Annotated in this window: 4 protein-coding genes; all 4 read left to right on the forward strand. The window is 45.2% G+C overall.

The genetic code is table 11. From position 1 onward, the window contains the following. Positions 1-125 precede the first annotated feature (125 nt). Positions 126-497: a hypothetical protein gene (locus JIN87_RS27785; protein ID WP_200359968.1), complete on the forward strand. Its 372-nt coding sequence runs from the start codon at positions 126-128 to the stop codon at positions 495-497. A gap of 617 nt (positions 498-1,114) precedes the next feature. Then, positions 1,115-1,573: an ankyrin repeat domain-containing protein gene (locus JIN87_RS27790; protein ID WP_200359970.1), complete on the forward strand. Its 459-nt coding sequence runs from the start codon at positions 1,115-1,117 to the stop codon at positions 1,571-1,573. An 82-nt stretch (positions 1,574-1,655) separates the two neighbouring features. Next, positions 1,656-2,261 carry a hypothetical protein gene (locus tag JIN87_RS27795; RefSeq protein ID WP_200359972.1) on the forward strand — a complete coding sequence of 202 codons (606 nt, stop codon included), beginning with the start codon at positions 1,656-1,658 and terminating at the stop codon, positions 2,259-2,261. Between the two features lie 19 nt (positions 2,262-2,280). After that, the coding region (locus JIN87_RS27800) for a hypothetical protein (RefSeq protein ID WP_200359974.1) at positions 2,281-2,558 on the forward strand (278 nt) is incomplete at its 3' end.

Here is a 2,558-nt window from a genome sequence, read left to right on the forward strand (position 1 = left end):
CCCAAGAAATTCGGCCTCAACAAAACTAAAAATATTACATAACCAATCGGCTCACACAACGAGCGCAAGCGCTCGCCGTGTGGCCTCGACGTTCGACGAAAGAAAATCAGGCTAACCACAGCGAAATGAGAAGCATCACTTTAGAACTTTCCATCGTATTGACATTTTTGACACTGATTAGTTGCTCGGATACTCATACGCTGACCGAGAATACGAGAAGTGATGGATTCGAACGATTCCGCGTCAAACTCGAGGAAACGATCAAGGTAGGAATGAGCCAGAAAGAGATAATCGATCAGCTTGGAGATCCATTGATCAAGCGGGATCTTAGCGAAGGAAAAGAAGTCTTCATCTATCGACTGGATATCAACGAGCTTCCGCCAGAAGACCAAAAAACATACAAAGAAGATTTTGTAGATGGAGCAACCATCCTCTTTGATTCGGAAGAAAAGGTTGAGCAGTGGAAGTTCTCCCGCGGAAGCATATCAGCTAGCTAAAGCTAAATTCCGCCATCAAAACATGAAAATCCCAATACCAGTCGAACAAAACGTCGCTCACAATTCCGGGAGCTACGCCCCCTCCATCGTGAGGACTTAGCGTTGGACGAAATAAAAATGGAATATCTTTACCTCATCCTATTTCTGGCACCATTCGCATATGTGTTTGGTTACCACTCGAGGTATTGTTACGGAACGAAAGAGATCATACACGAGGAACTAGGTTATACCGTAGTTACGTTTTGGGGACGCACATTGATAACATCCGAAGAGATAGAAAAAGAAGAAAACGTTAGTTTTTGGGACCTATCATCAAAGCTGGATTTCAGCGTATTTAGAACACGTTCATACCTGCTAGGTCCAAAGAAGACGGTGCGAGTTCTTACCCTCCGAAGTGGTTGGTTCAGGCATCATCTTCTCCCGGTTAGCAAAATCAAAGAAAAGATGGTTCAAGACGAAGAGAAGATTTGATCCGACCGTCCGAATAAAAAGAATCGATCTATCCGAAATAGGAACCCCAACATGAATCCGACCGAAACTAAAATAGGTCCAACAAGTCGCTCCAGGCAACGAGCGCAAGCGCTCGCCGCCTGAGCTTGGCGTTCGAAGAAAAATAGATGTCAGGAAAACAGCCAAAAAGAAACCCTAGGTCCGGAATCGATGAATACGGCCGAACTCCTCTGATTAACGCGATTTGTGATGGGAACCTCGAACTCGCAGAGGAGCTAATATCAAAGGGAGCTGACTTAGACGTTCAGGACGACAATGGTTGGTGTGCGCTTCACTTTGCCTCTCAAAAAAGAGAGAAAGAAATAACAAAGATCCTTCTGGAGAAAGGAGCCAATCCCAACCTTCACGATTCACACGGAAATGGACCACTCTGGACGGCGACCATGAACTCGAGAGATAGTTACGAAATACTGATTCTGTTGATAGAATATGGAGCTGAGAAAGATTGGAAGAACAGACATGGACGCAGCCCCTTGGACATGGCTTTGACCATTCAGAATGGATTAGAAAAAGTTTTCGAACAAGGCATCGCACACAATGGCGGCAAACGCTCGCCTCTTTCGTAACAATCCCATGAATACCTACCTCAACAGACTTGGAACCTCTACCGAAGCCGCCATCGTGTGGATTTGACGTTCGGCAAGAAAAATGACTATTAAGAAAAACAAGCTGGATCATCTTCAAGCATGGGCTGGCATTCTCGCGCTTCCTATAGCTATTGCCGCACTAATGTGGCAAATCACTAAAGACATTCAAAACGACGCGGAAGACATTCGAATTGGATACACCATATCGAAAAACCAAAAAGAAGGCGTAACTCTGAATGTAGAAGTAACGAATTTTTCGAGCTTTGATGTAATACTAAAGAAAGTAGATGTTCAGTTCGGTCAAGAAGCAGAGAGCGTTGCTGATTTAAGCCTTCTAGAGGATGGAGCGCGCAAATTGAAGATACCAGCACGTGATTTCTCAAACTTTACGTTAGGGCCTATTTCGTTTGAGGAGCTCGAAAAGTCCTTGGATAAACTTCCAGATGGATCAGGAGCTATCGTCGTAGAAACAAGCAGAGGTGAGGTATTCAGAGCTGAGGGAGTGCAGACGGGCTTATCGCTGATGTACCTAACACAAAAACTGATAAAGCCGAACAAGGCGGTCGATACAACGGCGGCAAACGCCCCCTCTTCGACAACGAAAGTCTCGAAATCTACCATCCCAGACACGGAGGCGATGACCAATGCCGCCGTCGTATCACCTTAGCGTTAAGCAATTAAAGAAAATGATCAAAGCACTGTTCAGCTGGAGAGAAAAACGACGAGTCCTGAAAGGAGTCGCCCTCATACGTGCTGAGCTATGGAAGAAGTATCCGAAGAAAAGATACTTTCCCGAAAGTCAGATCATCGACACTGGTGTCGCACTCGATCTTAAAGCAGAAACGATCGAATACGCAGTTTCTTTTCTAGTCGTCCCCAAGCGAGTTGATGGAGTTCTGATTCGCATGGGAGCATCAAAAACAACGAAAGAAATAGCGACAAACATAGGCATTTGGTATGGCGG

Source organism: Pelagicoccus mobilis (assembly GCF_016595505.1).
GTDB lineage: Bacteria > Verrucomicrobiota > Verrucomicrobiia > Opitutales > Opitutaceae > Pelagicoccus > Pelagicoccus mobilis.